General features: G+C 61.8%; 9 protein-coding genes. 7 read left to right on the top strand and 2 right to left on the bottom strand.

All coding sequences use genetic code 11. From position 1 onward, the window contains the following. Positions 1 to 117: 117 nt before the first annotated feature. A complete protein-coding gene (locus MKZ91_RS31325) occupies positions 118 to 756 on the bottom strand; it encodes an outer membrane protein (protein ID WP_336174923.1) in 639 nt (212 codons plus the stop codon). Positions 757 to 1,125: 369 nt separating this feature from the next. On the opposite strand from MKZ91_RS31325, the gene MKZ91_RS31320 reads away from it, so the two are divergent. From MKZ91_RS31320 to MKZ91_RS31300, 5 genes are all read left to right on the top strand, one after another. Beyond that, positions 1,126 to 1,890, top strand: coding sequence for an SDR family oxidoreductase (locus MKZ91_RS31320; RefSeq protein ID WP_336174922.1), 765 nt, complete (start codon positions 1,126 to 1,128; stop codon positions 1,888 to 1,890). After that, on the top strand, positions 1,887 to 3,911 hold the full coding sequence (uvrC, locus tag MKZ91_RS31315; RefSeq protein ID WP_336174920.1) for an excinuclease ABC subunit UvrC: 2,025 nt from the start codon (positions 1,887 to 1,889) through the stop codon (positions 3,909 to 3,911). The genes MKZ91_RS31320 and uvrC overlap by 4 nt, the downstream gene beginning before the upstream one ends. 128 nt (positions 3,912 to 4,039) lie before the next feature. Next, positions 4,040 to 4,627 carry a CDP-diacylglycerol--glycerol-3-phosphate 3-phosphatidyltransferase gene (gene pgsA, locus MKZ91_RS31310; protein ID WP_336174919.1) on the top strand — a complete coding sequence of 196 codons (588 nt, stop codon included), beginning with the start codon at positions 4,040 to 4,042 and terminating at the stop codon, positions 4,625 to 4,627. Beyond that, positions 4,624 to 4,884, top strand: a complete 261-nt coding sequence (gene moaD, locus MKZ91_RS31305; RefSeq protein ID WP_336174918.1) for a molybdopterin converting factor subunit 1 — start codon at positions 4,624 to 4,626, stop codon at positions 4,882 to 4,884. Before pgsA ends, moaD begins: the two co-directional genes overlap by 4 nt. 4 nt (positions 4,885 to 4,888) lie before the next feature. Beyond that, on the top strand, positions 4,889 to 5,359 hold the full coding sequence (locus tag MKZ91_RS31300) for a molybdenum cofactor biosynthesis protein MoaE (RefSeq protein WP_336174917.1): 471 nt from the start codon (positions 4,889 to 4,891) through the stop codon (positions 5,357 to 5,359). A 37-nt stretch (positions 5,360 to 5,396) separates the two neighbouring features. Here MKZ91_RS31300 and MKZ91_RS31295 read toward each other — a convergent pair whose 3' ends face one another. Continuing rightward, positions 5,397 to 6,293: a branched-chain amino acid ABC transporter permease gene (locus MKZ91_RS31295; RefSeq protein WP_336174916.1), complete on the bottom strand. Its 897-nt coding sequence runs from the start codon at positions 6,291 to 6,293 to the stop codon at positions 5,397 to 5,399. Between the two features lie 67 nt (positions 6,294 to 6,360). Between MKZ91_RS31295 and MKZ91_RS31290 the strand changes: the two genes are divergently transcribed. Further along, complete coding sequence (locus MKZ91_RS31290; protein WP_336174915.1) at positions 6,361 to 6,921, top strand: CGNR zinc finger domain-containing protein; 561 nt, start codon at positions 6,361 to 6,363, stop codon at positions 6,919 to 6,921. Then, the gene (locus MKZ91_RS31285; RefSeq protein ID WP_336174914.1) at positions 6,918 to 7,430 is read left to right on the top strand and encodes a hypothetical protein; all 513 of its coding nucleotides are present in this window, start codon (positions 6,918 to 6,920) and stop codon (positions 7,428 to 7,430) included. The genes MKZ91_RS31290 and MKZ91_RS31285 overlap by 4 nt, the downstream gene beginning before the upstream one ends. Positions 7,431 to 7,543: the final 113 nt, after the last annotated feature.

Here is a 7,543-nt window from a genome sequence, read left to right as displayed (position 1 = left end):
AGCCCGAACAAAAATGCCTGCCACAAAAACAAAAACCCGCCGAAAATATCGACGGGTTTGTCAGCGGTCTGAAGGCCGGGTCACCCCGGCCTTTTTCCTTGATCCGGCAGAAGCCGATCAGAACTTCACGCCCATACCGACCTTGACGCTGTGCTCGTCGTAGCCGGTCGAGACGCTGGTGCCGCCCATGCGGAAGTCCTTCGAACCGTAGTCCGTGTAGCGATACTCGACGCGGGCGGTGATGTTGTCCGTCACGAAGGTTTCAGCACCGGCACCGGCGGTCCAGCCGACGAGGGTCTTGTCGTCAGCGCCATTCTGCGTGCGGACCTTGGTGTTGCCGAGAGCAACACCGGCCGTGCCGTAGACCAGAACCGGGTTCAGGTCGACACCGACGCGGCCACGGATCGAGCCGTTGGCGCCCTGGGTCACGCTGCGGTTGCTGGAGTGCGAGTCATTGCCGGAATAACCGACATCAGCTTCCGCACCGTAAACCATCTGGCCGCTCTGGACGTTATAACCGCCGTAGAGACCGCCGCCGAAGCCGACCGACGGGTTGCTGCCGGTCGCGTTGGCTTCGCCATGGCGCCAGTCAACGGTGCCACCGACATAGGCGCCCGACCAGTTCTTTGCAGCCGGCTCGGTGTATTCAGCAGCCGGTGCCGCCGGAACTTCGTCGATCGCGTCTGCAGCCTGGGCGGCCTGGAAGGCGATGAGGGTCATAGCCGAAGCCATGAGGGTGGTGGTGAGCGTACGCATAAATATTCTCCTTTTCGTACCGGTGTCCCCGTGGGCTTGGGTTCCCACAGTGAAACATCGGACAACTTTCAATTAACCCGCCCGGTTGAGCTGAAATTGTCCAGAAAATGAGGATTCACAAGAGCCAAAATGTGAAATTTTGGTGGCACAATCACGCCCAAAATTTGATGTTGCTTCAGCGCCACAGGAACTTTATTAACCATAATTCAAGATTAACGAAAGATATACTTTATATCTTCAAAATAATACAAATTACGCGAAATCGATTAATTTTTCCGCAAGGAATCGTCAGGGAGAGTTTCAGCGCCGCGTTTCTTGCCTATATCTTCGTCCTCTGGCGCAAAGATTCGAAAAATGCGGGATGAAACGTTGAAGAAAGCACTGAAGGCAGCACTCGTAACCGGGGGCGCCAAGAGGATCGGCAAAGCTATAGTTGAGGACCTCGCGGCCCACGGTTTCGCGGTCGCCATCCATGCCGACGCTTCATTCGACGAAGCGGAAGCTCTGGCCGAGACCCTCAGGCGCAGCGGAGCGCGGGCGGTCGCACTGCGCGCCGATTTGACCGATACGGCCGCAACCTCGCGCCTCGTCGAGCGCGCCACGCAGGCGCTCGGCCCGCTCGATCTGCTCGTCAACAATGCCTCGCTTTTCAAGAAGGACAGCCTCGACGCTTTTGACGAAACGGTCTGGAATCAGCATTTTGCCTTGCATGTGAAAGCCCCCTCGCTGCTTGCGCGCGACTTCGCCCGACAGCTTCCAGCCGGCCTTGCCGGGCTGGTCGTCAACGTCATCGATCAGCGTGTCTGGGCTCCCAATCCACGTTTTTATTCCTATATGTTGTCGAAGTCGGCGCTTTGGACTGCGACGCGGACGATGGCACAGGCGCTCGCCCCCAACATCCGCGTCAACGGCATCGGCCCGGGACCGACACTGCCGAACGAGCGGCAGGACCCAAATGATTTTCAGGCGCAGGTCGATGCACTGATACTCAGACGGGGGCCGACGCTCGAGGAATTCGGACGGACGATCCGCTTCCTTTTCGACACGCCGTCGATTACCGGACAGATGATCGCGCTGGACGGCGGCCAGCACCTTGCCTGGGAAACGCCCGACATCAGGGAGATAGTGGAATGAATGGACGCGTGCCGAACGACGGCGGCATCCTCTATGACGGCAGCGAAACGGAAGACGACGACGATCTGGTCGACGTTGCGGAAGGCGGAAGCGCCGCGCCGGCAATCGAATGGAACGAAAATCGCGCAGAGATGGAAGGCCTGAAGGGCGCGGAATTGATCCAGGTCTTCGTCAAGCGGCTGCCCAACGGCCCCGGCGTCTACCGCATGTTCAACGAAGCCGGCGATGTGCTTTACGTTGGCAAGGCGCGCAGCCTGAAGAAGCGCGTCAGCAACTATGCACAGGGCCGCGGCCACTCCAATCGCATTGCGCGCATGGTGCGCGAAACCGCGAACATGGAGTTCGTGACGACGCGCACCGAGATCGAGGCGCTGCTGCTCGAAGCCAACCTGATCAAGCGCTTGCGCCCCCGCTTCAACGTGCTTCTGCGCGACGACAAGTCGTTTCCCTATATTCTGGTGACCGGCGACAGCCGCGCGCCGGCACTTTACAAACACCGTGGCGCGCGCAGCCGCAAGGGCGACTATTTCGGACCTTTCGCCTCGGCCGGCGCGGTCGGCCGCACGATCAATTCGCTGCAGCGCGCCTTCCTGCTTCGAACCTGTACCGACAGCGTCTTCGAGACCCGCACGCGCCCATGCCTGCTCTATCAAATCAAGCGCTGTTCGGCCCCCTGCACCGGCGAAGTCAGTGACGCTGGCTATAAGGAACTGGTGCAGGAGGCGAAGGATTTCCTGTCGGGCAAGAGCCAGGCGGTGAAGGCGACGATCGCCGCCGCCATGAGCGAGGCCTCGGAAAACCTCGACTTCGAACGGGCGGCCCTATACCGCGACCGACTGGCAGCACTCAGCCATGTCCAGAGCCACCAGGGCATCAACCCCTCAGGCGTCGAGGAAGCGGATGTCTTCGCGATCCATCACGAAGGCGGCGTCTCCTGCATCCAGGTCTTCTTCTTCCGCACCGGGCAGAACTGGGGCAACCGAGCCTATTTCCCGAAGGCCGATCCCTCCTTGCCGACATCGGAAGTGCTTTCCCAGTTCCTGGCGCAGTTCTACGACGACAAACCCTGTCCGCGGCAGATCCTGCTGTGCGAAGCGGTCGAGGAACAGGAACTGCTTGGCCAGGCTCTCAGCGAAAAGTCCGCCTACAAGGTTTCGATCCAGGTGCCGCAGCGCGGCGAAAAGAAGGATCTCGTCGACCACGCGCTTGCCAATGCGCGCGAGGCCCATGGCCGCAAGCTGGCGGAAACCGCCTCGCAATCGCGCCTGCTCGAAGGGTTTTCGGAAACCTTCAAGCTGGATCGCGTGCCGCGTCGCATCGAGATCTACGACAACTCCCACATCATGGGCACCAATGCCGTCGGCGGCATGGTGGTGGCGGGACCGGAGGGTTTCGTCAAAGGCCAGTACCGCAAGTTCAACATCAAATCGACCGACATCACACCCGGCGACGACTTCGGCATGATGCGCGAAGTGATGACGCGCCGCTTCTCGCGCCTGCTGAAGGAAGAGGGCAAGCCGGACAGGAGCGCCGAGAGTACGGACGACGCAGCCTTCCCGGCCTGGCCGGATGTCATCCTGATCGATGGCGGCCAGGGCCAGATGACGGCGGTGCGGGCCATCCTGAAGGAACTTGACGTCGAGGACTGCGTCACCGCGATCGGTGTTGCCAAGGGTGTCGACCGCGATGCCGGGCGCGAGCGCTTCTTCGCGCTTGGCCGCGACAGCTTCACGCTGCCGCCGCGCGACCCGGTGCTGTACTTCATCCAGCGACTGCGCGACGAAGCGCACCGTTTTGCGATCGGCTCACACCGCGCACGGCGCAAGAAGGAGATGGTCAAGAACCCGCTCGATGAGATCGCCGGCATCGGGCCGACGCGCAAGCGCGCGTTGCTGACGCATTTCGGCACCGCCAAGGCGGTGTCACGTGCGGGGATCAACGACCTCATGGCGGTCTCGGGGATTTCCGAGACCGTGGCGCGGCTGGTCTATGAACATTTCCACGACGATGCGGCGAAATGACAACCGGGCGTCACAATTCACCCGGCGTTCACATGCAATAGGGCAAATATGACAGTTGCCGACGATGACCTGTTGACCTCAGGCCAGCAAAGTCATTCTGTACCTGACGAACCAGAGAACACGAATCCATGCCCACGCCCGTCGCCTACAGCATTCCGAACCTGCTCACCTATTTCCGAATCCTGATCGTGCCGCTGATCGTCTTCTGCTTCTTCATCGAGGGGCGGCTGCACAGTTCGGATTTCGCACGCTGGACGGCGGTCACGCTCTTCGTCATCGCGTCGATCACCGACTTCTTCGACGGTTATCTGGCGCGCATTTGGAAGCAGACCTCGAACATCGGCAAGATGCTCGACCCGATCGCCGACAAGCTGCTCGTCGCATCGATCCTGCTGCTGGTTGCTGCCGACGGCACGATCGCCGGCTGGTCGATCTGGGCTGCGATCATCATCCTGTGCCGCGAGATCCTGGTATCGGGTTTGCGCGAGTATCTGGCAGCGCTGAAGGTCAGCGTTCCCGTGACCCGAATCGCCAAGTGGAAGACGACGATCCAGATGGTCGCCATCGCCTTCCTGCTTGCCGGGCCTGCCGGGGACAAGGTTTTGCCCTACACCACGGAAGCAGGTATCGTGCTCCTGTGGATTGCCGCCGCGATCACGCTCTATACGGGCTACGATTATTTCCGCGCCGGCCTCAAGCACGTGGTCAACGAATGAGCACCGTCAACCTGGTTTACTTTTCATGGGTGCGCGAGCGCATCGGCAGGGGCGAGGAGACGCTCGACGTCCCCGCCAATGTCGTCACCGTCGCCGATCTGCTCACCCATCTGAAGACGCTCGGCGAGGAATACGAGACGGCGCTCGAGCATCAGAACGTCATCCGCGCGGCCATCAACCAGGAACATGTCGATCATCGCGAGCCGATCGCCGGTGCCCGGGAAATCGCGCTTTTCCCGCCGATGACGGGTGGCTGAACCCATGAATGCGCCCGTGACCGTGCGCGTTCAGCGCGAGGATTTCGACCTCAACGTCGAGGTCGCCAAGCTTTCGTCCGGGCGAGCCGATATCGGTGCAGTTGTCACCTTTTCAGGGCTTTGCCGCGATGAGGCGGGCACCCTTGCAGCTCTCGAGCTCGAGCATTATCCCGGCATGGCCGAGGCGCAGATCAAACGCATCTGCCACGAGGCGGTCGAGCGCTTCTCCTTGCAGGCCGCAACCGCCATCCATCGTTACGGCCGGGTCGCTCCAGGCGATAACATCGTGCTGGTCATTGCTGCGTCACGGCACCGGCAGGCTGCCTTCGACGGCGCCAGCTTCATCATGGACTTTCTGAAGACCTCCGCGCCCTTCTGGAAGAAGGAGCACCTGGGCGACGGCACGACCGGCGGCTGGGTCAGCGCCAAGGATGCCGACGACAGGGCGCAAGAGCGTTGGGGCGCCGACAAGTAAGCGCCACCACAAGTGGCCTGCGTTCACCGCGGCATGGTCAGGGGATGATCCTCTCCTGGCGCGTCACCGCAAGCACGATCACGAGAAAGCCGAAGATCGCAAAGTCGCGCCAGAGAATTGGGCCGTAGGCGCTCCATAAGGTTTCCAGCAGGCCGATACCGGCCGCCCCAAGTGCGGCGCAAAGCGGCGAAACCCGCCCGCCGATTGCGGCAATGAACAGCACCTTGACGCCGAACGTCAGTCCGGTGCCGAAATCCATGTTGCCGTAGTAGGAGGCTGCAAGGATGCCGCACAACGCAGCAATCAACGATGCCGCGCCATAGGCGACGATGTAGACATTCGCGGCATCGACCCCGCACAGGGCGGCAGCACCGCGATCCTCCGAGACCGCACGCCAGAACCGCCCTGCCCGCGAGCGCGACAGGAACCAGTGGCCCGCCGCAACCAGCGCAACCATCAGCAGCGTGTTGCCGAGCTGGATCACGGTCAGCGTCACCGGGAAGTGCGGATCGCCCCAGAAGACAATGTTGGCGTTGAGGAACGGCGGCAGCCAGAGGCTGCGGGTTTCAGAAGCGAGCCGCGCTACCTCCATCAGCACCAGCAGGCAACCGAGCGAGGCGACAACCACGGTATTGGCCGAGGAAAAGGCGAGCGGACGCATGACGTAGCGTCCGGCGACGAGCCCTGCCCCGACGCCGAGGCTCAAGCCCGCGGCGGCACCGAGCCCGAGGGCTGCTGGCAAGGCCAGCCACAACCGGTTCCAGCCGAAGTCCGCAAACAGCACGAACATCTGACCGGAGAACGCGAAGAGCGCACCATAGGTGAGATCCGCTCGCCGCGTCACGGCAAAGGCGATGGCATAGCCGAAGGCGAGCGCCGCATAGAGCGCGGCGACGGGGACGGCGTTGGCGATCTGCTGCAGAAAATAGAGCATGGCGCATCCGGAGCGTGACATCATCAATATAACTGGTAAAATCCGTTTTACCAGTTAGGATTACCACATGAGCTTCGCTTGGACCGCCCATCGATTTGCCGGAGGCGCACTGGCGCTGGATGTGGCCAATTCGATCATCCTGCGCGCAGATCCGGAGCGCCGGATTGACCGGTTTGCCGATCTCGCCACGATGGATTCCTTCGCGGAGGCGGCCAACCGGTTCGGGGCGGAGAGCGCCCGCTTCGGGCGACTTTCCCCCGTAGCGGCAGAGAACCGTTTGCGGCTGATCAACCTGCGCGAGGCGACGGATCGGCATTTTCGTGCCACAGCGCTGGCTGAGAGCCGTGCGGATCTGCTGGCGGATCTGCTCGAAGCCATTGCCGCCATTCTGCGGGGCGTTGCGCACCATGGCGGTTCGCTGTCGCTCGATACGGCGACAGCGCATTCCGCTCTCAGCCTTGCGGCTAGCCCGGAGCCGGATCGTCTGAAAATCTGCCCGAACTGCGGCTGGCTGTTCCTCGACCGTAGCCGCAATCGTAGCCGGACCTGGTGCGACATGGCCGTCTGCGGCAACCGCAGCAAGGCGAAGCGTCACTATCATCGCAACAGGGAGGAAAAAGGCGAATGACGAGGACGATCCTTTTGCTCATGGCATCAGCCGCCATCGCGCTCGCCACCGCCGGCTGCCAGCGCGAAACGGGACCTGATCCCTTGAAGCTGACAGGCAAGATGTTCGTGTTCAATTACCGTCTCGCCTACGCGACCTACATGATAACGCTGTCGAAGACCGAGGCCGTGCCCGACGGCAGCATCGTCGTCGCGCACTTTGAGAACCCAGCCGGTGGCGAAGCGCTTGTGCTGGAGCGAAAGCTCTTTCCCAAGCTCGAAAAGGTGGTGCTTGAAAGCCCTGACGTGACCTGCGTGAAGAAGGACCGCGCCTACGCGGTGACGATCGAAGTGAGGGGTCCGGCGGGCCAGCCGCTGCAGAAGCTCGAAATCACCGTGGTCTCCGATATCGACCAGGACATCATGCCGGCCAAGGCGCTGGTGGAAGGACCGGCCTACGACAAGAACCCGGAAGTCTTCCGCGGGGGCAAGGCGCCGGAGCGCTTCGAGACGGCGAGTTGCCCGTCATAAGGTGGCCGGACATGAAAAAGCCGGAGCGTTTCCGCTCCGGCTCAGACTGCTGACAAACCCCTGGCGAGAGCTGGGGGTTTGTGATTCAGTGGGCCATGTTGAAGAAACCCGGC

The sequence above is a fragment of the Ensifer sp. MJa1 genome (genome assembly GCF_037026475.1).
Classification (GTDB): domain Bacteria; phylum Pseudomonadota; class Alphaproteobacteria; order Rhizobiales; family Rhizobiaceae; genus Ensifer.
Note: the sequence above shows the minus strand (reverse complement) of the source record. Positions and strands in the feature narration are given on the sequence as shown.

What these genes read in the sequence shown, in the direction of transcription:
- MKZ91_RS31325 (WP_336174923.1), bottom strand. Translation starts at nt 756, where the DNA reads ATGCGTACGCTCACCACCACCCTCATGGCTTCGGCTATGACCCTCATC.
- uvrC (WP_336174920.1), top strand. Translation starts at nt 1,887, where the DNA reads ATGAATGGACGCGTGCCGAACGACGGCGGCATCCTCTATGACGGCAGC.
- pgsA (WP_336174919.1), top strand. Translation starts at nt 4,040, where the DNA reads ATGCCCACGCCCGTCGCCTACAGCATTCCGAACCTGCTCACCTATTTC.
- moaD (WP_336174918.1), top strand. Translation starts at nt 4,624, where the DNA reads ATGAGCACCGTCAACCTGGTTTACTTTTCATGGGTGCGCGAGCGCATC.
- MKZ91_RS31300 (WP_336174917.1), top strand. Translation starts at nt 4,889, where the DNA reads ATGAATGCGCCCGTGACCGTGCGCGTTCAGCGCGAGGATTTCGACCTC.
- MKZ91_RS31295 (WP_336174916.1), bottom strand. Translation starts at nt 6,293, where the DNA reads ATGCTCTATTTTCTGCAGCAGATCGCCAACGCCGTCCCCGTCGCCGCG.
- MKZ91_RS31290 (WP_336174915.1), top strand. Translation starts at nt 6,361, where the DNA reads ATGAGCTTCGCTTGGACCGCCCATCGATTTGCCGGAGGCGCACTGGCG.
- MKZ91_RS31285 (WP_336174914.1), top strand. Translation starts at nt 6,918, where the DNA reads ATGACGAGGACGATCCTTTTGCTCATGGCATCAGCCGCCATCGCGCTC.